Genomic DNA, 25,597 nt, shown 5'->3' on the forward strand with positions numbered 1-25,597 from the left:
CGCCCCCGTTCACGACCTCTTTATCAGGGCCACGGGTCAGCCTCCGGTCGGAAGCATCGCGAGCAAAACCGGCACCACACCGAGGCAGATGAAGGCGGGAAGCGAACAGAGTCCCAGCGGGACCACCAGCCGGACGCCGAGGGCAGCCGCACGCTTTTCAGCCGCCCTATAGCGTTCGCGCCGCAGCCTTGCTGCCTGCGCGTAAAGAATGGCTGACGACGGTGCCCCGGTCAGGGCGGCGAAGCCGAGAGCCTGCCGCAGGATCAACAGTTCGGGAGTCCGGGACTCGGAACTGCGCCAGGCTGTTTCCCAGTCGGCACCAATAGCCAGCGCCGATACCACCGGCCGCAGTGCGCGGTGATAATCCGGTGACGCCGAGTCTGCAATGAGCTCCAAGGCACGCCCGATCCCCGACCCGGCATCCAGCATGGCACCGATCAGCTCCAGCATCATGGCGGTGTCGCGGAGGCCCTCACCGGAGAGCCCCGGCGGCCCGGCCGTTGTTCCGCCGTCACCGTTCCTTCCGCCTTCCGGGTGCAGACGACGCTGCCGGAGGAGCCTCCTGTGCGCGCCGCCGCGCCCGGACAACGCCAGCACCGCAGCCAGGGCCAACGCTACTGCCACGCCCACGGACGGCAGCCATGGCGCCGTCATGGCGCGCCAATTGCGGAGCGGACGAGCCTGGCGGACCAGATCCGGCCTGCAGCTGTCAGCACCACACCTGCGGCGAGCGCAGCCATCCCCCACGGCGTGCCAAGAAGGATGGACAGCGGATCCACCCCGAGCGCGACCCCGAGCCCAAGACCCAGCAGCGGCAACCACGTCAGGAGGGTAACGGTGGCCTTCGGCCCCGCCAGGGCGGTCTGGCGGGCGGCTTCGGCGTCGTCCTCCACTTCGAGCTGCGCGGCCAGACGGGTCAGGACGTCCGCCAGCGGGCATCCACTCGCTGCCGCAATGTCAAAGCAGGCTGCAAGCTCGCCCCAGATTCGCTGTTCCCGGCTCTGGCTCCCGTGGAAGGCAGCCGCGGACGCCGCCCGGATGGCGTCCGCGACGGTGGCACCCCGCTTCGCGGCTCCCCGGGCCACCGACAACATGGACAATGACGCAGGCGAGAGCCCGGGCCCGTCGTCAGGTCCGGCCCCGGTCCGCTCCTCCACGGCATAGACCATCCAGAGTTCGTCCCACAGCCGCGACGGTGTCCGGCCGCCTTTAAGGAGGGCGGCCAACTGCTGGACAACGACTGTCATGGACACGCAGTCCGGGCGTTGACGGGACTTTCCGTTCCAACCGGCGCGCCGGTCCCCGGAGGCACCGCGCCAGGCACCGCGCCGGCCGCCACCGGAGCCCCGCCCGCCAGAGTCTCTCCCGCCGCCGGAGCGCGACTGCGGATACCCGGTGTTCAGTGCCCTGCGGATCCTTCCTGAACGGCCGCCAGGGGGCCTCACCAACAGCCACGCGGCGAGTGCCAGCGCTGTGACAAGGAAAACCATCATCCGCCGGCCCCGGTCACGGGTCGCGGCGGCACCGCATCGCCGTCGGCTGTTTCGAAAGTGTCGATCCCAAGCCGCCGGGCCAACCTTGGCCACGAAGGCCCCAGGCTGACATTTCCCGCACGTACGGCCACGGCCACCGAGACCTCCAAGCCGTGGGAGCCGTCTTCAACGACACCGATGCACGCCACGTGACGTACGCCGTGCGCACGCTCAACATGCACCACCACGTCCAGGGCGCTGGCCATCTGCAGCCGCATGGCGTCCTGGCCCATGCCGGCGAGGGCGCCCAGGGCCGTGAGCCGGGCAGGAACGGCGGCAGCAGTGTTGGCGTGGATGGTGCCGCCGCCTCCGGTGTGCCCGGTGTTCATGGCCGTCAGCAGTTCGCGGACCTCGGCTCCGCGGCACTCGCCAACCACCAGACGGTCGGGCCTCATCCGGAGGGCCTGCCGGACCAATTCCGCTAAATCCACGGCGCCGCCGCCTTCGAGGTTGCCGTGCCTTGATTCAAGCGACACCACGTGCGGATGGACGGGGTTCAGCTCGGAAGCATCCTCGATCAAAACGAGCCGTTCACCGGGATGGCTCAGCCCCAGCAGGGTGGAGAGCAGCGTGGTCTTTCCTGATCCGGTGGCGCCGCTGATCAGGAAACTCAGGCGCCGGCTGAGCATGCGTTCCAGCACGTCCTGGACCATGGCTCCAAACATTCCGCCGTCCCGGAGCTCGTCCAGCGTGAACACCTCGTGACGGCGGATTCGAACGCTCAGAAGCGTGCCAGCCGTCGAGATGGGCGGCAGGACAGCGTGGATGCGGTATCCGGCCTCCAGCCGGACGTCGACGCACGGGGAACCGTCGTCGAGGCGACGCCCGCCTGCCGCCACGAGCCGGGAAGCCAGGGCACGGACCTCGCCTTCCGAGGAAAACGACACCGGTGCCTGCTCCAGGCCGTTCCCGCGGTCCAGCCAGACGGAATCCGGGGCGTTGACGAAGATGTCTGTCACGGCCGGGTCCCTGGTCAGCACCTGCAGCGGCCCCAGACCATTGAGCTCCGCACTGATCTGTTCGACGGCCGCCAGCGCCCCTGCCGTCCCCAGCAGCCTGCCCGTGGCCTGCACCGCCGCTGCCACCCGGGACGGCGTCACCGGGCCGGAGTCGGCCATCACCGACTCCCTGACGGACTCGAGCAGCCCGGCGTCGAGGGCCCGGCTTTGCCGGCGCCTCGGGCCGCCGGACGGACCAGGGAACCGTGCCGGCCCCGGCGCCTGTGAGGGGGCGCTCACGGAAGGTCACCACCCAGCAGGTCCAGGACGGAGGCCGCAAACCGGCGCACGGTGCGCCGGCGGCCCATTTCCAGCAGGCGGCCGAGCTCCGTGGCGTTGGCCGTGCCCTTCACCTCCGGGACGAGTCCCTGCAGCGGCAGCCCAACTGATTCCGCGATCAGCGGCCCGTCGAGGACGGCCCCCGCCTTACCCCGGATGACCAGGGCCGTCTCCACCGGGGGAAGTTCCTGCAGCAGCCGGGCGGAGGAAACGGCCGCTTTCAGTTGCGCGGGCGCCACCACCAGGATGCGGTCACAATCCCAGGCAAAGGTGCGCAGCGGTTCCGTTCCGCGGCCGATATCCACCAGCACCAGTTCATAGCCCCGCCGTGCGGCGTCAAGAACCCCGCCAACAGTGGCGGCTTCCACACCGGGCTGGCGTTCCCGGCTGCCCGGCCAGGACAGGAAGGAGAAACCTCCCGCTACGGGCAGCGCGTCCGACAATTGTTCGGGGTCGATGCTCCCGCTCGCCTCCGAAAGGTCGGTCCACCGCAGGCCCGGTGATTCCTCGGCAGCCAAGGCAAGCTCCAGACCGCCACCCCAGGGATCGCCGTCGATCAACAGGACCCGGGCTCCCCACTCCGCGGCCGCCTGGGCGATCCAGATCGCAGCAGTGGTTGCGCCCGCTCCCCCGCACCCGCCAGTCACACCGAGGACGAGTCCGCCGGCTTCCGGAGACCGGGACCGGCTCAGGTATTCAGCCAGCCACGCGGCAGCATCCGGAAGAACCGCAACGCGTTCCGCCCCCAAGGCTGCGGCAAGGTGCCAGAGACTGTCGCCCTCGCCGCCCAGGCCAACGAGGACGGCAGGTGCCCGGCGGCGCGGCGGCAGCTCGCGGATATCGCTGCCCACGAGTACCACGGCCGCGGTGTCCCAGAATGGTGCCGCTTCAGTGGCATCGGCCGCCACGCGAAGCTGTCCGCCGGCAGCGGCGACGATCCGCTCCACCTCGCCGCGCAGGAAGTCGAAGCCGGTCACCAGCAGCGTTTCCGCTGACTCGGCCGGAAGCCACGCCCCGGGGGCCCGTGCACCCGTCTGAACGTCCCTGGCGGCGGCAACACCGCGGGATGCGGCGCGGGCCGGTGCCGCCCGCGCTGACCGGCGCTGCGCGCGACCCGGCTCCCGCGCCCCCTCCGGTGCCCCGGGCGCTGGACGGTTAGCCGTCACGGGGCCGGAGCGGGTGGATTCGGGCGCGGACTCCGGAGTGGGTTCCTGAAGATGTTGCCTGCTCATCCTGCCACTGTGCCGGGCGGCCGGACCCTGCTGACAGACCCCCTGCACGCCATGTGGACAACCCCGCTGAACCGCACGCCTGTGGAGGAATAGTGGGGCGGCGCAAACAACGCCCTCCACAAGGCAGAATGAAGACTATGTATCTGCTGCTGTCCGCCCACGCTGACGGCGCAGCCCTCCAGGAACTCGCGGCAGACGGCACCCCCGCCCCGGCCAACCCCGAACCGCGCCTCATCAGCTCCGGTGAGCTGGCCGGCGTCGTACATGAACTCGAAAAACGCAGGCCGCGCTGGATCTGGCACCGGACGCAGGACTGGTACCCCGCGCTGCTGACCCAAGGGGTTGAGCTGGAGCGTTGCTACGACCTCACGCTCTGCGGCGCCATCCTTGCCCATTCGGAGTTCACGGCACACACGGCCTACGCCCGCACTGCGGAAAAGCTCACGCAGGACGACGATTCCCAGCAACCGCCCCGCAGCCTCCAGCCGCCGCCGCAGCCGGCGCACCAGGGGGCCTTGTTCGAGGACTCCGGATTCAGCCGTGCGCCCAGGCACTCGCTGGACGAGCTGCGGACCGAATACGCTGCCCAGCAGGAAGCACTGAGCCAGGCGGGCACCGAAGCAAACCGCCGGCACCGCCTGCAACTGCTCCTCGCCGCGGAATCCGCCGGAGCCATGATCGCCGCGGAAATGCAGCACACCGGTGTGCCTTGGCGTGAAGAGCTGCACGAACAGATCCTGGCGGACTACCTCGGCCCGCGCCCGCCGCTGGGCCACCGGCCCGCCAAGCTTGAGGCGCTGAACACCGAGCTCCGCCGGCTCCTGAACTCGCCGGGCCTGAACCCGGATTCGCCGCAGGATCTGATGCGTGCCCTGCACCGGAACGGCATCGAGGTGAAGACCACCAGGCAATGGGAGCTGAAGGAATCCAGCCATCCGGCCATCGAGCCGTTGCTGGCCTACAAGAAGCTGTCCCGGCTGCATACGGCCAACGGCTGGGCCTGGCTGGATGCCTGGGTGAACAACGGCCGCTTCCAGCCCGAGTATGTGGTGGGAGGTGTCGTCTCCGGGCGGTGGGCATCCCGCGGCGGCGGTGCACTGCAGATTCCGCGCCAGATCCGCGGCGCAGTGCACGCCGACCCCGGCCACAAACTCATCGTGGCCGACGCCTCCCAGCTAGAGCCGCGGGTGCTGGTGGCCCTCGCGCAGGACTCCAAAATGGCGGAAGCAGCCCGCGACAAAGACCTCTATGCCGGCATCGCAGCGCAGGGTTTCGGAGGTGACCGCGCCAAGGCGAAAGTAGCCCTGCTCGGTGCCATCTACGGTGCCACGACGGGCGAATCGGGACGACTCATGCCGCAGCTGACCCGCACCTATCCGCGTGCTGTCGGCTTCGTGGAACAGGCCGCCCGTGACGGAGAAGCGGGCGGAACGGTCACGTCCCGGCTGGGCCGCAGCAGCCCGCCGCCGTCGGACCGCTGGCTGCAAAGCCAGCAGTCCACCACCGCTGAGGAACAGCGGCGGGCAGACGCAGTTGCCCGCTCCCGCGGCCGCTTCACCCGCAACTTCGTGGTCCAGGGCTCTGCCGCTGACTGGGCAGCCTGCTGGCTGGCGGAATTACGACGGCGGCTCCGCGCAATGCGGTCGGCGGGCCGGCCGGCCGGCGAACTGGTGTTCTTCCTCCATGACGAGGTGATGGTTCACTGCCCTGACGATGCGGTGGACGCCTGCATTGCAGCCATCGAGGAGGCGGCCGCGGCTGCAAAAGAACTGCTGTTCGGCCGGATTCCGGTGGAGTTTCCGGTGAGCGTGGCAGTGGTCGACTCGTACGACAAAGCAAAATAGCCCCAAAGGTCGCCCTCCGTAACGTACCCGCGGGTAGCTTTGTGAACTGTCTCACCCTCCGGTTAAGCTCAATTAGCCGGTTCGCAGCAGTGGCAGTGCAGCACCAATAAGGAACCGGCCGATGCAATGACGCATGGAATCTTGGGGAGGCACCACACAGTGGCTGGCACTTTTGAAATTGTTAACGCCGAAGAAGAGAATTTTTACTTCCGGCTCAAGGCCGACGACGGCACGGTAGTGGCGGTTTCGCCACGGTTTAGGACATTGAAGGGCGTCGTCGCGGGCATCAATGCGGTGCGGGAAAGCGCAGCGACAGGACTCGTAGTGAACCGCTCCTAACCCGCCGGCAAATCACAGCTCCCGGTCACACGTCGATGACGTGCAGGCGGGTCCGGTCCCACGGAACGGACCAGCCGAGGTGATCGAACAGTTCGTTGAGGATCATTCCGGTAAACCCCCACACCAGCACCTTGTTCACCACGAAGGCGGGGCTGAGGAACGACTGGCTGCCCCGGTTGACGGAGGCCATGACCCGGTTGTCCGGGTCCAGCAGGTCCCGGACCGGAACCCGGAAAACCTGCGCCGACTCACCGTAGTCCACGACACGGACCGGAGAAGGCGAGTGCCACCAGGCGAGCACTGGCGTCACCAGGAAATTACCTCGGGGCAACGCCAGTTGCGGCATGGCGCCCAGTACTTCAACGCCGCCGGAGTCCAACCCGGTTTCCTCCTCTGCTTCACGGAGGGCCGCTTCAATGGGCGTCTCGCCGGGGTCGATCCCGCCGCCGGGGAACGCCACCTGGCCCGGGTGGTCGTCCAGGGTGTGTGCCCGTTCCAGCAGAAGGACGTCAAGGTCGGCCGGAGCCAACGGCTTGCCCGAAGCAGCGGGCACGTTATCCAAGGCGCCGAACAGCATAAGCACGGCGGCCTTGCGGGCAACGGCGTCATCCACGGACAGATCGCGCCAGTACGGATTGCGCGCCGGACCGGTCCCGGCATCGATGGCGGCAATGAGGTCGATGAGGTCCTGGCGGGCAGTCATTTCCCCCGCTTTTGTGATTCCATGCGGATTTCGGCAGCCCGGTGTGTTTCCGCCAGGAGCTGGGCCAAAAGAGCTTCCTGGCCCGGGGCGAGCTCGTATTTGAGTAGCTTGCCCGCCTTCTCCGGGTCCGTCTCCCCCGCCCCGTAGCTGGGGCACCAGGTGGCCACGGCACATGCACCGCAGGCAGGTTTGCGCGCGTGGCAGACGCGCCGCCCGTGGAACACCACCCGGTGGGACAGCATGGTCCAGTCACGCGGTTCGAAGAGTTCTGCCACGTCCGCTTCGACCCGCACCGGATCATCCGAATCGGTCCAGCCGAAGCGGCGCGCGAGCCGGCCAAAGTGCGTGTCCACGGTGATTCCGGGAATGCCGAAGGCGTTGCCCAGCACCACGTTGGCTGTTTTGCGCCCCACCCCGGGCAGCGTCACCAGGTCCTGCAGCCGGGGCGGGACTTCCCCGTCGTACTCGTCCACCAGCCGGTTGCACAGCGCCATCACGTTCCTCGCCTTCGCGCGGAAGAACCCGGTGGGCTTGAGGATCACTTCGAGCTCGGCAGGATCGGCCTCAGCCATGCTCCGGGCGTCCGGATAACGCGCGAACAGCATCGGCGTGATCTGGTTGACCACCACGTCCGTGGTCTGGGCCGAGAGCACCGTGGCCACCAGCAGCTCGAAGGGGCTGCGGAAATCCAGCTCGGCGTGTGCGTACGGATAGAGCTCCGCGAGCGCCCGGTTGATCCTGCGGGCGCGCCGCTTCAGCGCCAGCAGTGACTCCCCGGACGTCCGCGGAGTAATGCTGCCCGGCTTCGGTGTGCCGGAAACAGGGGCCATCAGGTACCCGGCTAGCCGCGCTCGATGTGGCTGAGGTCGCGCAGTATGCCCACCCGGCCATCGGTGTGCTGCACCAGGAATTCGTGTCCGCGATCTTCCAGTGCCAGTACCCACCCGCCGGGTTCGATCACGAAGGCGGGCATGCCCGTCCGCTCGTCGACGGCCGTGCGCGGCTGGGCCACGGCGAACCAGAACGCTTCGTGGACCGGCTGTTCGTCGTGTTCCTCGGGACGGCTGGACGGGTCGACGGTGGCGCCGATCGGCTCCTGGGGCCTGACCTGCGGGTTCAGCATCGTCGCAGCAGGCGAGGCTGCGGACGCGGACGCAGCGGGCGAGGCTGCGGACGCGGACGCAGTGGGCGCCGAAGCAGCCGGCTCGGCACCCGTGACGGGACCGGAGGCGGACCCACGGCCGGCCGCGGCGGGAACGTCGGCTGCCTGCGTACGTTCCGCGGCAGGAGGAACGACGTCGGCGGCCTGCGTACGTTCAGCGGCGGAAGGAACGACGTCGGCGGCCTGCGTACGGGGCGAAGCGTCGGTACCGCGGCTGGCGGCACCTGCACCTACTGCCGCTGCGGCCGTGGCGGCAGCGGCGTTGTTGCCGGATGCGTTGCCCGGCGTGGCCGCGGCAGCTGCCGCCGGCACTGCGTGCCCCAGCGGCGCGTCTCCCTGCGGCGCGGCGCCCTGCGTTGTCCCCCTCGGCGTTGCTGCATGCTGTGTTGCCCCGTAAGGGGTTGCGCTGTGAGGAGTTTCAGTGGCAGCCCCGCCGGCGGCGCCCCGGCTGGCGTTTCCTGCGCCACCGGGCGTCAGCCGCTTCGACCAGCCAGCCAGCGCGCTGGAACCCGGTTCCTTAGCTGCCTTGGGCTCCTTCGGGGCGCTTGGCTTGCGGAACGGCGCGGCGGACTCACGTGCCACAACATGCGCGGGAACCTCGGCCCGGTCCAGGAAGTCACCGGCAAAGAACGGTATGAAGCGTGCAAGCACAGTGGCGGCGAAGAGGCCCACGGACCCAATCAGCCCCACCAGCATGACGGGAGCGAAGTCCTCGGCGGCAGCAAGGAAGAAAAAGCCAAGTGCGAAGGACGCGACTACGGAGGCGAACTGGTCAATGGACAGTGAGCCGATCCGCACCTTGGATGCGGGGCTCAGCCGGCGGGCGGCAAAAAGGGCTGTCACGATCAGCGGCAGGATGACTCCCAGGCCCAGGAAGAAAAGGCTGCCCAGGTTCCACAGGTTGTACCGGGACTCGAACATCGGGATCAGCGAGGCTACCAACAGAATCAGCGTCGAGGCCATGACGGTGAGGTCGCGCACGGTGAACGGACCGAGGACGGTTTCGTTCTTCGTGGCCATCAGGCTGCTTCGCGCGGACTTGGACCCGTCCGCGCCGGCCGGCTTGCCGGCTTTCGCCGGTTCAGATGCCTGGCCGGGGTGATGGGCAGCTTTGTGCTGCCCATGGCTTTGCTGGTTCATTCTGTTCTCCTTAGCACGGCGGCGCCCTGGACAGCGCCTCCTAACGGCAGGCAGAAACAGGACCGCAAGCGGTCCTGTCGCCTCCATCGGATGTCACAACTCCATCTCAGCCTAGCCAAGTGACTGGCTGATCACTAGCTGACGGGCGGGGGCGGGCGCGCCGGAATTTCCGTGGAATCCGCCTAGCACACCCGCCTGTTGGCGGGGTGGACGTACCCCGTGAGGACAGGCCTGCCCCGCCGGTTTCCGCACCGGAGGCCGGTGCCCCGGCCGCCGGCGAAACCATTCGGCGCTAAATAAACACCGCTCACGGTTCACTATGTGACGGGGCACACGTCTGGCCCGGGGCAGGCGTTAGTGTGTATTTCGGAACAGCTCTTTGCGGTACAACCGCGACCAGCCGCTGCCCGATGCCGCGCATGCGGCTCGGCTGCGGCACGGTGGCGGCCCGTCCCGCGCAGCAAAGATCGATGAATGATGAGGTTCACCATGTCCCAGGACACACCCAGCTCCACGGCCACCGCTGCACACACCGACGTGCCGGCCAATCTGTCCCCCGCCGGAGCCGACGCAGTCTCCGGAGCAGCAGCCGCAAGCCCTTCAGCCAACGGCGCCTCAGCCACCAGCGCCCACACCGGGAACGGCGACGCGTTCGAGAACCTATCCCAGGAGGACCGGAAGTTCGCCCCGTCGCCGGAGTTCGCCGCGAATGCGGTGGTCACGGCTGCGGATTATGCGGAGGCCGACGCCGGCCGTCCGGCGTTCTGGGCGAAGCAGGCCCGCGAACTGCTCACCTGGAGCAAGGACTTCACCGAGACCCTGGACTGGTCCAACCCGCCCTTCGCTAAGTGGTTCGTCGGCGGCGAGATCAACGCCGCGTACAACGCCCTGGACCGGCACGTGGAGAACGGGCTCGGGGACCGGGTGGCCATCTACTTTGAAGGCGAACCGGGCGACACCCGCACCTACACGTACGCGCAGCTCACCGAAGAGGTGAAGAAGGCTGCGAACGCGTTCGAATCCCTCGGCGTGGCCAAGGGCGACCGGGTGGCCGTGTACCTGCCCATGATTCCCGAGGCCGTGATCACCCTGCTGGCCTGCGCCCGGATCGGCGCGGTCCACTCGGTGGTGTTCGGCGGCTTCTCCGCAGAGGCCCTGCGTTCCCGGATCGACGACGCCGGAGCCAAACTCGTCGTCACCGCCGACGGCACCTACCGCCGCGGCAAGCCCAGTTCCCTGAAGCACGCGGTGGACGACGCGTTGTCCCATGAAGGAGACGGCAGCGGCCACACCGTCGAGAACGTCGTGGTGGTCAAGCGTAACGGCCAGGACGTGGACTGGCACGAGGGCCGGGACCACTGGTGGGCCGACACCGTCGGAGCGGCCTCAAACCAGCACACCGCCGTCGGGCACGACTCCGAGCACCCGCTGTTCATCCTCTACACCTCCGGCACCACGGGCAAGCCCAAGGGCATCCTGCACACCACCGGCGGGTACCTTGCCCAGGGCGCCTACACCCACAAGGCCGTGTTCGACCTGCACCCGGAAACGGACGTCTACTGGTGCACGGCCGACGTCGGCTGGATCACCGGCCACTCGTACGTCGCCTACGCCCCGCTGATCAACGGCGCCACCCAGGTCATGTACGAAGGCACCCCGGACTCCCCGCACCAGGGCCGCTGGTGGGAGATCGTGGAGAAGTACAAGGTCTCCATCCTCTACACGGCACCCACCGCGATCCGCACCTTCATGAAGTGGGGCAAGGAGATCCCGGCGAAGTTCGACCTCTCCTCCATCCGGGTCCTGGGCTCCGTGGGCGAGCCCATCAACCCCGAAGCCTGGATGTGGTACCGCGACGTCATCGGCGCAAACGCCGGCAGGAACGGCGAGAAGAAGGAGCACCCGGCGCCGATCGTGGACACCTGGTGGCAGACCGAAACCGGCGCCCAGATGATCGCCCCGCTGCCCGGCGTCACCGCCACCAAGCCCGGCTCGGCGCAGGTCCCGCTGCCCGGCATCGCCGTGGACGTGGTGGATGAGCTCGGCGAGTCCGTGCCCAACGGCCACGGCGGCTTCCTGGTGATCCGCGAGCCCTGGCCGGCCATGCTCCGCGGCATCTGGGGTGATCCGGAGCGGTTCAAGGACACCTACTGGTCCCGTTTCGAGACCATGTACTTCGCCGGTGACGGCGCCAAGAAGGACGACGACGGCGACGTGTGGCTCCTGGGCCGCGTGGACGACGTCATGAACATCTCCGGCCACCGCCTCTCCACCGCGGAAATCGAATCAGCCCTGGTGTCCCACCCGGCCGTCGCGGAAGCCGCCGTCGTGGGCGCCGCCGACGAAACCACCGGCCAGGCCGTCGTCGCATTCGTGATCCTCCGTGAAGACGCCGTGGACTCCGGCGACGCGATCGTCCAGGAGCTCCGCAACCACGTGGGCAAGGAAATCGGCCCGATCGCCAAGCCCAAGACCATCCTGGTTGTCCCGGAACTGCCCAAGACCCGGTCCGGCAAGATCATGCGCCGCCTCCTCAAGGACGTCGCGGAAGGCCGCGACCCCGGCGACGCCACCACCCTCGCCGACAACACCGTCATGGCCCAGATCGCAGCGTCGCTGCGCAAGTAGTCGCCGCTCAGAAAGCAACAGCCCCCTGGCCCCTCATGGGCACCAGCCGGCCCCGTTTCCCCGCTCCGCGGCGGGAAAACGGGGCCGCAGTGCTTTGTGACGATTCAAAGACCAGCCTAAAAGAAAATGTTAGTTCCCGTTCTTTCCTGTTCTCTTTTGAGACGTTATAGTCATGAGCATGTGAGGTGTCTCACATGCAGCTATTTTTCAAGGGAGAGAACATGGCAGCACAATTTGATGCGTCGGCAACCGCTTTTCCGAGCCGGCGGACCATCCTCAAGACGGTCGGCGTCGGCGCAGCAGGCCTGGCCGGGATTCCGTTCCTCGCGGCCTGTACCGGCGGGAGCGGGCCGTCGGCCACGGGCTCCGACTCCCCCGGCCTGACGTTCGGTTCCGGGTCCTCGGATGACGTCCCCAAGCGCGCCTACCAGGCCGTCACGGATGCATTCACCGCCAAGACCGGCAAGAAGGTCACCACCAACGTTGTGCCGCACAACGATTTCCAGAACAAGATCAATTCCTACCTGCAGGGCTCCCCGGACGATACCTTCACGTGGTTTGCCGGATACCGCATGCAGTACTACGCAGGCAAGGGACTCCTGGCACCCATCGACGACGTCTGGGAGAGCATCGGCGCCAACTACTCGGACGCGCTGAAGAAGGCTTCCACCGGACCTGACGGCAAGCTGTACTTCGTTCCCAACTACAACTACCCGTGGGGTTTCTTCTACCGGAAGAGCCTCTGGGCGGAGAAGGGCTACGAGGTTCCGGAGACCTTCGACGGCCTCAAGTCCCTGGCCACCAGGATGAAGGCTGACGGCATCATTCCCATTGGCTTCGCCGACAAGGACGGCTGGCCGGCCATGGGCACCTTCGACTACATCAACATGCGGCTCAACGGCTACCAGTTCCACGTGGACCTGTGCGCGCACAAGGAGTCGTGGGACCAGCAGAGGGTCAGCGCCGTTTTTGACACCTGGGCCGAACTTCTTCCGTTCCAGGATCCGGCAGCCCTGGGCCAGACCTGGCAGGACGCGGCAAAGGCATTGGAAGCCAAGAAGACCGGCATGTATCTCCTCGGTTCGTTCGTGACCCAGCAGTTCACTGATCCCGCCGTCCTGGCTGACATCGAGTTCTTTGCCTTCCCGGAGATCGCCGTGGAAGGCCGCGACGCCGTCGAAGCCCCTATCGACGGCCTCCTGCTGTCAAAGAAGGGCGGCGAAAACAAGGCGGCCCGGGACTTCATGGCTTTCCTGGGATCTGCCGAAGCCCAGGACGCGTACGCCGCGGTGGATTCGTCGAACATCGCCACCGCAAAGGGCACGGACACGTCCAAGTTCACGCCGCTCAACAAGACGTGTGCGGACACCATTGCGAACGCCAAATACATCAGCCAGTTCTTCGACCGGGATGCCCTTCCCGCGATGGCCAACAACGTGATGATCCCGGCGCTGCAGAGCTTCATCAAGGACGGCAGGATGGACGTCAAAAACCTCGAAGCCCAGGCCAAGACGCTGTACGCCGCCCAATAGCGAGGGAAGACTTCCATGAGCAGCACCGCACGAGAACTGATTCCGCCGGAATCCCGGGAACCCGAGGGGGCTTCGTCGAAGCGGGGTAGAACCAGCAAGGCCAAGGGCGGGCGGGTCCGCCGCCTGTCCGGGCGGGACAAGCTTGTCCTGTCCCTGATGGTGGGCATCCCCACCCTGATCGAACTGACGCTGGTGTGGCTGCCCATGCTGATGTCGGTAGGCCTGAGCTTCACCCGGTGGAACGGTCTGGACCTCGGTGACATCCGCCCCGCCGGCCTGGACAACTACCAATACATCTCCCAGGATTACCCGCCGTTCTGGCCGGCGGTGCAGCACAACATGCTGTGGCTCCTGTTCCTGGCACTCATCGCAACGCCGCTGGGCCTGCTGCTGGCGGTGCTGCTGGACCAGAACATCCGCGGCAGCAAGATCTACCAGAGCATCTTCTTCGCCCCCGTGATGCTTTCGCTGGCTCTCATCGGCATCATCTGGCAGCTCTTCTACCAGCGCGATAACGGGCTGCTGAACTTCCTGTTGGGAACCGCGGGGACGCCGCAGGCCGTGGACTGGTTCGGCGATTCCTCGGTCAACATCTGGGCCGCCATGATCGCAGCCACCTGGCGGCACGCGGGCTACGTCATGCTCCTGTACCTGGCCGGGCTCAAAGGGGTGGACCCCAGCCTCAAGGAGGCGGCCGCGATCGACGGCGCCAACGGGGTCCAGACCTTCTTCCGCGTGGTCTTTCCGGCCATGCGCCCCATCAACATCGTCATCGTCGTCATCACCATCATCGAGTCGCTGCGGGCCTTCGACGTTGTGTACGTGATCAACCGCGGCACAAACGGCCTGGAAATGCTCAGCGCCCTAGTGATCCAGAACCTCGTGGGCGAAGGCCAGGTGATCGGCGTCGGCTCGGCCCTGGCAGTGGTGCTGCTGGTCATTTCCCTCGTCCCCATCGTCTTCTACCTCAGCCGCACCTTCGGCAAGGAGAACAAAGCATGAGCACCACCGCAGCCCGCGCCGGCAGAAAAGATGCCGCCCCCGCCGCTAGGTCCGGCAGCCGGCCGAAGCGCCACTACGGGACCCACGTCTTCCTGACGGCGATGGCCGTCATGTGGCTGATCCCGCTGGGCTGGTCCGTCTTCACGGCCCTCCGGCCGGTGGCGTCCACCAACGAGCACGGCTATTTCAGCCTTGCCGGCGCATTCAATTTCGACAACTTCATCCAGGCCTGGACGCAGGGCGGATTCGCCACCTATTTCTGGAACTCGGTCATCATCACGGTTCCGGCCGTGCTCGTGACCCTGTTCCTGGCGTCCCTGATGGCATTCGCCGTGAGCCGGGTGAGCTGGAAGTTCAACATCACCCTGCTCATCATGTTCACCGCCGGCAACCTACTGCCGCCGCAGGTCCTGGCCGCGCCGTTGTTCGAGATGGCCAAGCACTTCGAGGTGCCCTACTCCTTCAGTGATTCCGGCAACATGCTGAACACGTACATCATCGTCATCGCCGTCAATACCGCTTTCCAAATGGGGTTCTGCACTTTCGTACTCTCCAACTACATGAAGGCACTCTCCGCCGACCTGACCGAAGCCGCATTGGTGGACGGTGCCGGAATCTGGCGGCAGTACCGGGAGATCATCCTGCCGCTGTGCCGTCCGGCGTTTGCTGCGCTCAGCACCCTGCAGGTCATCTTCATCTACAACGACTACTTCTGGCCGCTCCTGTTCATCCAGAGCGGCAACCGGCTCCCGATCACCACGGCCATCAACAACCTCCAAGGCCAGTTCCTGAACAATTACAACCTGCTGGCTGCCGGCGCCGTGATCACGGTCATCCCTACGCTAGTGATCTACCTGCTCCTGCAGCGGCAGTTTGTTGCGGGGCTGACTCTTGGTTCTTCGAAGGGGTAGACCATGATGGAACCTGACGGGGGCAGCACTCCCCCGGACACAGCCCGAAAGGAATTCCATGCTCCCCGCAGCACGCCATCAGGCAATCGTGGACGCCGTCCAGCGCGAAAGGGTGGTCCGGGTCTCGGACCTGGCCCAGCAGCTTGGTGTGTCGCTCATGACCGTCCGGCGGGACATCGAGCTGCTCGAGGAAGGCGGCCGGGTGGAGCGGATCCACGGCGGTGCAAAGCTGCCCGGCGACGCCAGCACCCACGAGCCCGGCTTCGAACAGAAATCCACGCAGCTCACGGCGGAGAAACGTGCCATTGCCCTGGAAGCGGCATCCCTGGTCCATGAGGGGATGGCAGTGGGGCTGGGCGCCGGAACCACCACGTGGGCACTGGCCAAGGAACTGGTCAACGGACCGCGCATCACCGTGGTGACCAACTCCATCCGCATAGCCGACGTGTTCCATCACGGCTCCTCCTCCGGTGCCGGACGGTACGGGTCCACGGTGATCCTGATCGGCGGCGAACGCACGCCGTCGGACGCGCTGGTTGGACCGATTGCGACGGCGGCGCTGAAGCAGCTGCACCTGGACCTGCTGTTCCTGGGCGTGCACGGCATGGATCCCGATGCCGGCTTCACCACCCCCAACCTGCTGGAGGCCGAGACCGACCGCGCGTTCGTGGCGGCCTCGCGCAAGGTGGTGGTGGTGGCCGACCACACCAAATGGGGAACCCAGGGCATGAGCACCATCGCGGAGTTCGAGGAGGCGGACGAGGTCATCAGCGATGCCGGCCTCAGCCCGGAGGCGCGGCGGATCCTGCAGGAAAGCGTCAGCCGGTTGCGGATCGTCGACGCGGACTAGCGGTGTTGCCGGAAAGCTCTACGGGCAGCCGCAGGACTGCCTGACCAGCAGCCGCGTGGGGAAGACGTGGTGGCGGGGCGGCTCGCCGCGGCCCGCACCGACCAGCGCGCGCACCGCGGCGTCAGCCATGGCGCGGACCGGCTGTTCCACGGTGGTCAGCGGGGGCCACGAATATTCCGCCTCCACCGAGCCGTCGAACGCGGCCAGCGCAATGTCCCCAGGTACGGTGAGTCCCGCTTCATGCAGGGCACGGAGGATGCCCACCGCCTGCATGTCCGAACTCGCGAAGATGGCGGTGGGCCGGTGCCCCGATGCCAACAGACGTTTTCCTGCCGCGTAGCCGCCGTCCCGGGTGAACGCGCTGCGCGCGATCGGGCCCTCAGGCAGGCCGGCGGCCTTGAGCGCCTGCAGCCAGCCCTGTTCGCGGTCATCGGCCTCGTTCGCCGTGGTGGTACCCATGGCGAGTCCGATGTTGGTGTGGCCGTGGCCGATGAGGTGCTCGACGGCGGTGCGGGCGCCGGCGGCGAGGTCCACGCCGACGCTCGTGACGCCGGCGGGCCTCTCGCTGTGGCTCAACAGGACCGAGGAAATTTCTGCCGCTTCCAGGTCCGCGAGGTCCGGTTCGGAGAGGACGCTCGCCAGCACCACGCCGTCCACCTGCCGGGCGGCCAGGTTGCGGATGTGCCGCCGTTCCTTGGCGAGGTCGCCGTCGGAGTTGGTCAGGAACAGCGCGTAGCCGAGTTCGCCGGCGGCGTCCTCCACAGCGTGCGCCAGCAGGGAGAAGAACGGGTTGCTGTTGTCCGGGATGATCAGGCCGATGGTCTCACTGGACCCCAGTTTGAGCGCTCGCGCCGCGGCGTTGGGGCGGTAGCCCAGGACGCGGATCGCGTCCTGGACCTTCGCCTCAGTGGCAGGCGCAACCCGTTTGGGCCCGCCGTTAACCACGTAGCTGACCACCGCCGTACTCACGCCTGCATAGCGGGCAACATCCTTGCGGGTTACCGGGCCTCGGGGCGGGTGAGTTGCGGAAGTGGTCATGGAGTACATGCTAGCTATCCACCCTGCGGAGCGTCGCCAAAATCGCGGATGGGGAGGCGTGCGCCGTTCTGCTGGGCCGAGGCATGGGCCACGATCCCGGGAAGGGTGAACCGCGCGGCTGCCCAGGCATTGACCGGAGGCAGCGTTCCTTCGTTGACTGCGGTCACGAAATCGTCCACCAGGAACTGGTGGCTTCCCTCGTGGCCGTTCGGGGCACCGCGGAATTCCTCGGGCAGCCGTCCGCGGTCGTGAACTGGGGCGAGGCCGGAGATGAACGCATCACGCAGTTCCGGTGCGATGTCGGCGAGCGAGGGGTCATCGAGCGGGATGCTGGGCTTGGTCTCCACCTGCTCGGAGATGTCGTGGACGTTCTCCTTGTCCTGCCACACCGTGACCTTCGCGAGCTGCTCGAAGCTGGCCTCGGTGCCGAAGAAGCGGAACCGCGACTCACGGATGTGGGACGGGTATCCGACGCGGCGCATCTCGTTGGTGCGCATGGCACCGCCGTCGTTCAGCTCAAAGAGCGCGGTGGCGTTGGAGAAGTCGTTGCCGAACATGCTGACTTCCTTGTCGAAGACGCCGTCCTCGCGGTCGTCCTTGACGCCGATGCAACTGACACTCACCGCATGGGACGGCAGCGCACCCAGGACACCGCCGATGGCATGCGTCGGGTACAGCATCGGAGGGTAGCTCGCCGTCGACTTCCATGCGTCTCCGCCGCTGTACTGGTAGGCGTCATAGAATCCGAGGTCCATGTCGTGGACATAGTCGCCTTCGCTGTAGAAGATCCGGCCGAACTTGCCGGCGGCGTGTTGGTTGCGGGCATAGACCGTCGCCGGGTTGTAGTAGCTGGTCTCCCCCATGGCGTAGACGAGCCCGGTTTCCTTCACGGCCTCGATGATGCGCTCGATCTCTTCCTCCGAAACGGCCATCGGAACGGCCGAATAGACATGCTTGCCGGCGCGCAGCGCCCGCTCCACGAGGGGCCCGTGGGTCCAGCGCTGCGTGAAAATGGCGACGGCGTCGACGTCGGACGCCAGCAGCTCCTCGAAGCTCGCCTTGGTGCCGTCAAGCCCCCAGCGTTCGTGCGCCGCGGCCGCGCGTTCCGGCCGTTCGTCGACGACGTAAACCTCGCTGACTCCCGGGTGGAGCTTGAAGAGGTGGGCGAAATGGCCGCCGAACTGTCCGACGCCGACTACTCCGATTGAAAACGTCATTGTTTACCTTTCCCTGGCTGGCCCGCAGTTCCGGGCGCGAAAGGCCCTTGATGGGCTTACCGAGAGTCTTTCACCACAATCTACTCGAGTCAACGAATTAGACGAGTGTAAGTGCGACTTTCAATGTTTGCAGGAAAAAAAGCTTGCAGCACTGTATCTACTCGTGTAGATTCATTTTCAGTTGTTACCCACATCACAGTCAGGAAAGGGTCGAAGATGACCACCCTTACCAAGCAGCAACAGGACCCGGCAGCCCGGGCCGGACTCCCCAAGGCAGGGAAGTCCGCCCGCAGGAGCCTCACCAACCGCCTCGGCGACATGAAGGTCGCCCTGTTCTTCATCTTCCCGGCGATGATCGGCTTTGTTCTCTTCTATCTGGTCCCCACCATCCGGGGCGTCTACCTCAGCTTCACCGAGTACAGCATCCTGGGTGAGCCCACCTGGATCGGCATCAAGAACTACAGCGCCATGCTCGGCGATGAACTGTTCTGGAACGCCATGGCAGTCACCGTCCAGTACGTCGGGCTGAACATCGGATTCCAGACCGTGATCGCCCTCGGCCTGGCACTCCTGATGCACCGGGTTGCAAAGTCCACGTTCATCCGCGGCGCGCTACTGCTGCCCTTCCTGGTGGCCAATGTGATCGTCGCGCTCCTATGGTTCTGGATGCTGGACTACCAGATGGGCATCGTCAACGAGATCATCAGCTGGATGGGGTTGCCGCGCATCGCCTTCTTCGGCAGCGAACAGTGGGCCATTCCCACGATCGCGGCCGTGAACGTCTGGCGCCACATGGGCTACACCGCGCTGCTGCTCTTCGCCGGCCTCCAGTCGATCCCCAACCATGTCTACGAGGTTGCGTCACTCGACGGCGCTTCTCCCACCAGGACCTTCTGGAGCATCACCATGCCCCTCCTGCGCCCCGTCCTGGTGCTGGTGCTGGTGGTCACCGTGATCGGTTCATTCCAAGTGTTCGACACCGTGGCCGTCACTACCGGCGGCGGACCCATCAACGCCTCCCGGGTGATCCAGATGTACATCTACCAGAAGGCCTTCGGCGAATCGGACTTCGGCTACGCATCGGCACTGTCCGTCATTCTCTTCCTCATTCTTGCCCTGGTGGCCTTCGTGCAAATGAAGTTCCTCAAGGGCAACGAATCGGATCTGGACTAAGGAAACCCCAGCCATGAGCACCTCCACACTCACCCGCAAGAAGTCCGTCAATAGCACTCCCGTCCATAAGAAGCCGGTCAACTGGCGCCGTGTCGGAGCCTGGGCCCTGGTCGCCGTCGCAGTCGCAGTCACCGTGGCGCCCTTCCTGTGGATGCTCCGCACTGCGCTGTCCACGAATGCCTCACTGGCCTCCAATGCCAGCAACCTGTTGCCCGCTGACTTCAACCTCGGAGCCTTCAAACGGGTCCTCGGAATGCAGACCCCGGAAGAGGCCATCGCAGAGGGAGGCTCGGGAGCGGCAATCAACTTCTGGCTCTACCTGCGGAACTCGGTCATTTTCGCCACCGTCACCACCGCGGGGCAGGTCTTCTTCAGCGCGATGGCCGCCTACGCCTTCTCCCGGCTCCGCTGGCCCGGACGGAACGTGGTGTTCAGCCTCTTCCTGGCCACGATGATGGTCCCGCCGATCTTCACCGCACTGCCCAACTTCCTCATGATCAAGAACCTGGGGTTGCTCAACACGTTCGCCGGCATGACGCTGCCGTTCCTGTTCATGACACCGTTCGCCATCTTCTTCCTGCGGCAGTTCTTCCTGAGCATGTCCCGGGAAGTCGAGGAAGCCGCCATGCTCGACGGCGCCAAGCACCTCCGCATCTTCTTCCAGATCGTCCTGCCCAACGCCGCCGCGCCGCTGGCCACCCTGGCCCTGCTGACGTTCATCGGCCAGTGGAACGAATACTTCTGGCCCCTGCTGGTGGGCCAGGACGAGAGCGTCCGCGTCCTCACTGTGGGGCTGGGCGTCTTCAAGTCCCAGTCCCCCCAGGGCGCCCCCGACTGGACCGGGCTCATGGCCGCAACCCTGGTGGCCGCCATCCCCGTACTCCTGCTGTTCATTGCCTTCGGCAAGAAGGTGGTCAACTCCATCGGCTTCTCCGGCATCAAGTAACCCCCTTCACCTCACCCCTCCCCTGAAACACCCTCGAAAGGTCCATCATGAAAAAAACCATCGGCGCCGCAGCTGTCGCCGCAGCCATCGCGCTCTCCCTCTCCGCCTGTGGCGGCGGAAGTCCCGCCTCCACCGAGGCCAAGGGCGAGATCAACTACTGGCTGTGGGACGCCAACCAGCTCCCCGCGTACCAGCAGTGCGCTGACGACTTCACCAAGGCAAACCCGGACATCAAGGTCAAGATCACCCAGCGCGGCTGGGACGACTACTGGACCACCCTCACCAACGGCTTTGTCGCCGGCACCGCCCCGGATGTCTTCACAAACCACCTCTCGAAGTACCCGGAGTACGCCGCCAAGAAGCAGCTGCTCTCCCTCGATGAAGCCGTGGCCAAGGACGGCATCAAACTGGACAGCTACACCAAGGGCCTTCCCGAGCTCTGGGTCGGCCAGGACGGCAAGCGCTACGGCCTGCCCAAGGACTGGGACACCGTCGGCCTGTTCTACAACACGGCCCTGACCGACTCCGCAGGCATCAGCGCCGAGCAGATGGCCAGCCTGGATTGGAACCCGAAGGACGGCGGCAGCTACGAGAAGGCCATCGCCCACCTGACCGTGGATAAGAACGGCGTGCGCGGCGACGAGGCAGGCTTCGACAAGAACAACGTGGCCACCTACGGGCTGGGCCTGGCGGGCAGCGGCTCCGGCCAGGGCCAGACCGAATGGAGCTTCCTGAGCGCCACCACGGGGTGGACCCACACGGACAAGAACCCCTGGGGCACCAAGTTCAACTACGACGACCCGAAGTTCCAGGAGACCATCGCATGGTGGGCCGGACTCATCGAGAAGGGCTACATGCCCAAGCTCGAAACTACCGTCGGCGCCAGCATGGCTGACAACTTCGGCGCAGGCAAAGCGGCCATCAACACCACCGGCGACTGGCTGATCGGCCAGTACCAGACCTACAAGGGCGTGAAAACCGCGTTCGCCCCTACCCCCAAGGGGCCTGACGGCAAGCGCGCCAGCATGTTCAACGGCCTGGCCGACTCCGTCTGGGCAGGCACCAAAAACCCGGCCGCATCCGTCAAGTGGGTTGAATACCTCGCCTCCACTGATTGCCAGGACGTCGTGGCCTCAAAGGCCGTAGTCTTCCCTGCCATCACCAGCTCCTCCGAGAAGGCAGCCGAGGCGTTCAAAGCCAAGGGCACCGATGTCTCGGCCTTCACAACGCACGTCAAGGAAGGCACCACCTTCCTCTTCCCCATCGCGGACAAAGCGGCCAAAGTGGATGGCATCATGAAGCCTGCAATGGACGCCGTGCTCTCCGGCAAGAAGCCTGCCAGCTCCTTGACCGAAGCCAACAACCAGGTGAACGCCCTCTTCAAGTAGGCCCACCCTGACGTGGCTGCGTAAGTGGTCGCAGTCACAGCCCCGGGTGCCGCCGTTTCCTCCTCGCGAAACGGCGGCACCCGGGACACACCTTTCCCAACACACATACAGAACCCACCATACGAGCCCCGCCGGCAGCGTCACCGGACGCCCGCCACAACGAAAGAGAACCCCTTATGAACCCCCTGCACCTCCGCTCCGCCGGCACCAGCCTGGTGATCAGCTTCGACAGCGGGGAGGCCGAGGTCATTCACTGGGGTGCCGACCTGGGCGCAACACTGCCCGATCTGGCCATCCTCGGCGAACCCATCCCGCCCTCCGCCGCCGACGCCACCGTCCCCGCCGGGCTCCTGCCGCAGGCATCCTCGAGCTGGCGCGGACGGCCGGCCCTCCGTGGCCACCGGATCGCCGACGGCGTCCCCGGCTACGACTTCTCCGTCCGCCTCCGCGTCGCAGGGGTCAAAACGGGAGGAACCTCCGCCGTCGGGAATTCAGCTGTGATCGTCCAGTCCGATCCGGACGCCGGCATCACCGTCGAATCCACGCTGGAACTGCACGACGGCGGCCTGCTGGAAATGCGCCATACCGTCACCAACACCGGGACCTCACCCTTTCAGCTCGACGAGCTGGCCACCGTCCTGCCGGTGGCTCCTGACGCCGTCGAACTCCTTGACCTGACCGGACGCTGGTGCCGCGAACGCCACCCGCAGCGCCGCGCCATCCAGCAGGGCACATGGGTGCGCACCGGACGGCACGGCCGCACCGGCCACGATTCCTCGCTGCTGCTGGCCGCCGGCACGGCAGGCTTCGGCAACCGCCACGGCAAGGTCTGGGCCACCCACCTTGCCTGGAGCGGCAACCACGAACAGTTCGCGGACACCATCGGGGACGGGCGCACCGTGATCGGCGGCTCCGAACTGCTGGGCCCCGCCGAAGTGGTCCTCCAGCCGAACGGCAGCTACACCACTCCCGCCCTCTTCGCGGCGTACTCGGACCGCGGCCTGGACGGCATCAGCGAATCCTTCTACAGCTGGTTCAGGAACCGTCCGCACCATGTGCTGCCCGCGGCGTCAGCTAATGCGGGCACCGGCAAGGCCCGCCCGGTGGTGCTGAACGTCTGGGAGGCCGTCTACTTCAACCACGATCTCGGCACCCTGATCGAACTCGCGGATTCCGCGGCGGACCTGGGCGTGGAACGCTTCGTGCTCGACGACGGCTGGTTCCGCGGCCGCCGGCACGACCAGGCCGGCCTGGGCGACTGGTACGTCGACGAAGGCCTGTGGCCGGACGGACTCACCCCGCTGATCGACGCCGTCACCTCCCGCGGCATGGAGTTCGGCCTCTGGGTTGAGCCGGAAATGATCAACCTGGATTCCGACGTGGCACGCGCCCACCCGGAATGGATCGTCGGCCCCGCCGCACGCTCCCACAAGGACGGCGGCCGCCTGCCGCTGACCTGGCGCCACCAGCACGTCATCGACCTTGTCAATCCCGAGGCCTGGCAGTACGTCTTCAACCGCATCGACGCCCTGCTCCGCGAGAACAACATCAGCTACCTGAAGTGGGACCAGAACCGGGACCTGACCGAGCACGGCCACGCCGGGCGCTCCTCCGTGCACGAGCAGACACTGGCCGCCTACCGCCTCTTTGGCGAGCTCAAGAGGGCCCACCCGGGCCTGGAGATTGAGAGCTGTTCGTCCGGCGGCGCCCGCGTGGACCTGGGGATCCTGGAAACGACCGACCGGATCTGGGCTTCGGACTGCAACGACGCCCTGGAACGCCAGACCATCCAGCGCTGGACCGGGCTGGTGGTGCCGCCGGAGCTCGTGGGCGGCCACATCGGTCCCACCACCTCCCACACCACGGCCCGCACGCACGACATTTCGTTCCGCGCCATCACGGCATTCTTCGGGCACTTCGGCCTGGAATGGGACGTCCGCCAGGTCCACGGCGCCGAACGGGAGGAACTCAAGCGGTTCATCGGCCTCTACAAGGAGCACCGCGGCCTGATCCACTCCGGCCGGATGGTGCGCGCTGACGTGGCCGACGATTCGCTGATGCTGCACGGCGTCGTTTCCCAGGGCACCCCGGCGACCGGAGACACGGCAGCACTGTTCGCGCTGGTCAGCACCAGGACCTCGTTCGCGGAGCGTCCGGGACGCATCACCATTCCGGGCCTGGACCAGGACCGCAGCTACCGCGTTGAAGCGATCTTCCCGACACCCGGCGACGCGGACTACGCGCACAACTTCATCCAGGCGCAGCCACCGGCCTGGCTGGCCGCCGGTGCGGAAGCCAGCGGCCGGTTCCTGGCCGAGGTGGGCCTGCCGATGCCCGTCCTCAACCCGGAACACGCACTGCTGCTGCGCTTCACCGCCTCATAACTACACCGCTGTGCAGGTTCACAGCCTCCGAAGGTGGCCTGCCGGCCGGGCACAAACCCGGTCGGCAGGCCACCTTGCTTTTTCGGGCGCTTTGCGGGCGTCCAAAGTCCGCTTAGCGGGCGTCGACCAGGACCACTTCGTACTTGTTGGCTCCCTGAACGCCGAACTTCGCGTTGACCACGGCGAGCGTGTCGCCGAACAAGGCCGCCGTCGTCGGGACCTGGAAGTCAGGGCTGGTGATGACGTCCCTGACTTCGAAGGAATCCAGCCGGGAGTCCAGCCGGACGCGGCTCACCTGGTTGATCATGTTCTGCACAGCCCAGAGGGTGTTCCCCCTCACCACAATCCCGTCCACGTTGGGCAACTTGATGCCAGTGATCTCGGAACTGACGCCGGAGCCCGGATCCACCGTATACAGGGCCTCGTTCGCGGTGTGGGCCACAATCAGTGTCCGGCCGCCCCGGACAGCCGCAATGCCGTTCAGGTTGAAGTCGGCGGGAGTCTCTGCAGCCGGGCCGGTGAGCGTGAGCGTCCGGACCTCGTCACCCGGCTTGCCACTGCGGTCAACCGGGACGAAGTACAGTTCGCCCTTCATGGAGTTGGTGAACCACGCCCCGCGGGGCGTCACGGCGACGTCGTTGATGAACGCCGGCTCGGGGGTCAGCTGGTAGGTGGCCACAGTCTTCCGCGAGTCGGTGTCATAGACGTAGGCCTGGCCGCTGGTGCCGCCGGCAACGAAGAGCAGGCCGTTCTCCACGTCCACTTTCATGCCGACGGCCATCCGGCCGTCCGGAACATCAATAAAAAGCCTGGCAGTTCCGCGGCGGGTATCTCCGCGGAAGATGTCCCCCTTGAACAGGTCCCCGGCGAAAAAGGTGGTGCCCTCGCCCTCGGCAATGCCTTCGGCGGACGAAGCGCCGGGAAGCTCAATGACCTTGTCATCGCCCTTCGTCGACGGCGGGCCGGCGGACGCTACGGGTGCCGGAATGATGAGTGCTGCGAGGGCAACCAGTCCCACGGCGGCACGGCGAATTGCTGTTCCTGAATCCACATTTTTGCAGCGCATGATGACGCTCTTTCCAGATCGGGCTTTTCGCGCGAGCTGACCGGTACGGGAGCTCCGCACGATGGTCCTTCAAGTCTAGGCACCGCGGCGAAGGGTGGCCAGAGGCCGCATTGACTCATAGGAAAGGTCCGTGGAGCGGGATACGTTGCCTCACCTGAAAAGGTCCGGGAATGCCGTGGTGCGGACATCCTTGAGGGATGGGTTTGACGATGAGCCAGCGCAAGGCGGTCACG

Annotated in this window: 21 protein-coding genes; 11 read left to right on the forward strand and 10 right to left on the reverse strand. The window is 66.4% G+C overall.

Annotated elements, in window-relative coordinates; all coding sequences use genetic code 11:
* Nucleotides 1-36: 36 nt before the first annotated feature.
* Genes RW112_RS05565 through ssd form a run of 4 tightly spaced genes read right to left on the reverse strand, consistent with a single transcriptional unit; the run spans nt 37 to nt 4,041 of the window.
* Nucleotides 37-654 (reverse strand): type II secretion system F family protein, encoded by a 618-nt coding sequence (locus tag RW112_RS05565; RefSeq protein ID WP_317780769.1) that lies wholly within the window; start codon nt 652-654, stop codon nt 37-39.
* Complete coding sequence (locus RW112_RS05570; RefSeq protein WP_411709856.1) at nt 651-1,493, reverse strand: hypothetical protein; 843 nt, start codon at nt 1,491-1,493, stop codon at nt 651-653. The genes RW112_RS05565 and RW112_RS05570 overlap by 4 nt, the downstream gene beginning before the upstream one ends.
* A complete protein-coding gene (locus RW112_RS05575) occupies nt 1,490-2,770 on the reverse strand; it encodes a TadA family conjugal transfer-associated ATPase (protein ID WP_317780771.1) in 1,281 nt (426 codons plus the stop codon). Before RW112_RS05575 ends, RW112_RS05570 begins: the two co-directional genes overlap by 4 nt.
* On the reverse strand, nt 2,767-4,041 hold the full coding sequence (gene ssd, locus RW112_RS05580; protein ID WP_317780772.1) for a septum site-determining protein Ssd: 1,275 nt from the start codon (nt 4,039-4,041) through the stop codon (nt 2,767-2,769). The genes RW112_RS05575 and ssd overlap by 4 nt, the downstream gene beginning before the upstream one ends.
* Nucleotides 4,042-4,178: 137 nt before the next feature.
* Here ssd and RW112_RS05585 point away from each other — a divergent pair, with 137 nt between their 5' ends.
* The gene (locus RW112_RS05585) at nt 4,179-5,885 is read left to right on the forward strand and encodes a bifunctional 3'-5' exonuclease/DNA polymerase (RefSeq protein ID WP_317780839.1); all 1,707 of its coding nucleotides are present in this window, start codon (nt 4,179-4,181) and stop codon (nt 5,883-5,885) included.
* 159 nt (nt 5,886-6,044) lie between these two features.
* A complete protein-coding gene (locus RW112_RS05590; protein WP_305942172.1) occupies nt 6,045-6,224 on the forward strand; it encodes a YegP family protein in 180 nt (59 codons plus the stop codon).
* A 25-nt stretch (nt 6,225-6,249) separates the two neighbouring features.
* On the opposite strand, the gene RW112_RS05595 is transcribed toward RW112_RS05590, so the two are convergent.
* From RW112_RS05595 to RW112_RS05605, 3 genes are read right to left on the reverse strand one after another with little or no spacing between them, the layout of a single operon-like run.
* Nucleotides 6,250-6,927, reverse strand: coding sequence for a CoA pyrophosphatase (locus tag RW112_RS05595; protein ID WP_317780773.1), 678 nt, complete (start codon nt 6,925-6,927; stop codon nt 6,250-6,252).
* Nucleotides 6,924-7,757, reverse strand: coding sequence for an endonuclease III (gene nth / locus RW112_RS05600; RefSeq protein WP_317780774.1), 834 nt, complete (start codon nt 7,755-7,757; stop codon nt 6,924-6,926). Before nth ends, RW112_RS05595 begins: the two co-directional genes overlap by 4 nt.
* Nucleotides 7,758-7,768: 11 nt before the next feature.
* A complete protein-coding gene (locus RW112_RS05605; protein ID WP_317780775.1) occupies nt 7,769-9,229 on the reverse strand; it encodes a hypothetical protein in 1,461 nt (486 codons plus the stop codon).
* Between the two features lie 489 nt (nt 9,230-9,718).
* Between RW112_RS05605 and acs the strand changes: the two genes are divergently transcribed.
* The 5 genes from acs (at nt 9,719) to RW112_RS05630 (ending at nt 16,152) form a co-directional block, all read left to right on the forward strand.
* A complete protein-coding gene (gene acs, locus RW112_RS05610) occupies nt 9,719-11,857 on the forward strand; it encodes an acetate--CoA ligase (protein WP_411709862.1) in 2,139 nt (712 codons plus the stop codon).
* 221 nt (nt 11,858-12,078) lie between these two features.
* Nucleotides 12,079-13,389: an ABC transporter substrate-binding protein gene (locus RW112_RS05615; RefSeq protein WP_317780777.1), complete on the forward strand. Its 1,311-nt coding sequence runs from the start codon at nt 12,079-12,081 to the stop codon at nt 13,387-13,389.
* A gap of 15 nt (nt 13,390-13,404) precedes the next feature.
* Complete coding sequence (locus RW112_RS05620) at nt 13,405-14,391, forward strand: sugar ABC transporter permease (RefSeq protein WP_317780778.1); 987 nt, start codon at nt 13,405-13,407, stop codon at nt 14,389-14,391.
* On the forward strand, nt 14,388-15,302 hold the full coding sequence (locus RW112_RS05625; RefSeq protein ID WP_317780779.1) for a carbohydrate ABC transporter permease: 915 nt from the start codon (nt 14,388-14,390) through the stop codon (nt 15,300-15,302). The genes RW112_RS05620 and RW112_RS05625 overlap by 4 nt, the downstream gene beginning before the upstream one ends.
* A 58-nt stretch (nt 15,303-15,360) precedes the next feature.
* Complete coding sequence (locus RW112_RS05630) at nt 15,361-16,152, forward strand: DeoR/GlpR family DNA-binding transcription regulator (protein ID WP_305942180.1); 792 nt, start codon at nt 15,361-15,363, stop codon at nt 16,150-16,152.
* An 18-nt stretch (nt 16,153-16,170) separates the two neighbouring features.
* Here RW112_RS05630 and RW112_RS05635 read toward each other — a convergent pair whose 3' ends face one another.
* Together RW112_RS05635 and RW112_RS05640 are read right to left on the reverse strand one after the other, a co-directional pair.
* The gene (locus RW112_RS05635) at nt 16,171-17,199 is read right to left on the reverse strand and encodes a LacI family DNA-binding transcriptional regulator (RefSeq protein ID WP_317780780.1); all 1,029 of its coding nucleotides are present in this window, start codon (nt 17,197-17,199) and stop codon (nt 16,171-16,173) included.
* A gap of 5 nt (nt 17,200-17,204) precedes the next feature.
* The gene (locus tag RW112_RS05640) at nt 17,205-18,407 is read right to left on the reverse strand and encodes a Gfo/Idh/MocA family protein (protein ID WP_317780781.1); all 1,203 of its coding nucleotides are present in this window, start codon (nt 18,405-18,407) and stop codon (nt 17,205-17,207) included.
* A 216-nt stretch (nt 18,408-18,623) separates the two neighbouring features.
* On the opposite strand from RW112_RS05640, the gene RW112_RS05645 reads away from it, so the two are divergent.
* The 4 genes from RW112_RS05645 (at nt 18,624) to RW112_RS05660 (ending at nt 24,298) form a co-directional block, all read left to right on the forward strand.
* Nucleotides 18,624-19,580, forward strand: a complete 957-nt coding sequence (locus tag RW112_RS05645) for a sugar ABC transporter permease (RefSeq protein ID WP_317780782.1) — start codon at nt 18,624-18,626, stop codon at nt 19,578-19,580.
* A 13-nt stretch (nt 19,581-19,593) separates the two neighbouring features.
* Complete coding sequence (locus tag RW112_RS05650) at nt 19,594-20,526, forward strand: carbohydrate ABC transporter permease (RefSeq protein ID WP_317780783.1); 933 nt, start codon at nt 19,594-19,596, stop codon at nt 20,524-20,526.
* 47 nt (nt 20,527-20,573) lie between these two features.
* On the forward strand, nt 20,574-21,914 hold the full coding sequence (locus RW112_RS05655) for a sugar ABC transporter substrate-binding protein (RefSeq protein WP_317780784.1): 1,341 nt from the start codon (nt 20,574-20,576) through the stop codon (nt 21,912-21,914).
* 176 nt (nt 21,915-22,090) lie between these two features.
* The gene (locus RW112_RS05660) at nt 22,091-24,298 is read left to right on the forward strand and encodes an alpha-galactosidase (protein ID WP_317780785.1); all 2,208 of its coding nucleotides are present in this window, start codon (nt 22,091-22,093) and stop codon (nt 24,296-24,298) included.
* Between the two features lie 112 nt (nt 24,299-24,410).
* Here the strand turns inward: RW112_RS05660 and RW112_RS05665 are convergent, their stop codons facing one another.
* Nucleotides 24,411-25,364: a hypothetical protein gene (locus RW112_RS05665; protein WP_317780786.1), complete on the reverse strand. Its 954-nt coding sequence runs from the start codon at nt 25,362-25,364 to the stop codon at nt 24,411-24,413.
* Nucleotides 25,365-25,597 lie beyond the last annotated feature (233 nt).

Origin of the sequence: Arthrobacter sp. B10-11, assembly GCF_033142195.1 — a bacterium.
GTDB classification, from domain to species: Bacteria; Actinomycetota; Actinomycetes; order Actinomycetales; family Micrococcaceae; genus Arthrobacter; species Arthrobacter oryzae_C.